Genomic DNA, 432 nt, shown 5'->3' on the forward strand with positions numbered 1-432 from the left:
GGATGTCGCGCGGCGTATCGACGATGCGCTTGACCTCGGAATCCTGCCGGTTCTTGTCGTTGTTCTCGTCGGTCCAGATCAGCAAGCCGCGGCTCCAATCGCCGCCGCAGGCCTTGCCCGAAACCGGCGCCGGGCAGACCCGCGCGCTGGTCTTGCTGCGCAGCGCCTCGGCGCGCGCCAGGTTCAACGAGGCCAGAGTGAGATTGGTGGCCGAGCTGACCCGGTTGGACCGCAACGCCGCGGTGAACGACGGCAAAGCCAGGGCCAGGAGGATCGCGGCGACCGCGATGGTCACCAGCAATTCGATCAAAGTGAAACCAGCTCGCCGACGACGGCTCATGAGCGATCTCTTCCCCATACAAGACGGGAAGGATGCTAACCGTCGGAATTACCTCAAAAAGGTGCCACACCGACGAGCGGTCAGGCGGAGTC

General features: G+C 64.4%; 1 protein-coding gene. It reads right to left on the minus strand.

Features of this window, described 5'->3' with window-relative positions:
* The coding region (locus JQK88_RS35755; protein WP_203281293.1) for a GspH/FimT family pseudopilin at positions 1-310 on the minus strand (310 nt) is incomplete at its 3' end.
* Positions 311-432: the final 122 nt, after the last annotated feature.

The sequence above is a fragment of the Mesorhizobium caraganae genome, assembly GCF_016836705.1.
Lineage (GTDB): Bacteria > Pseudomonadota > Alphaproteobacteria > Rhizobiales > Rhizobiaceae > Mesorhizobium > Mesorhizobium caraganae.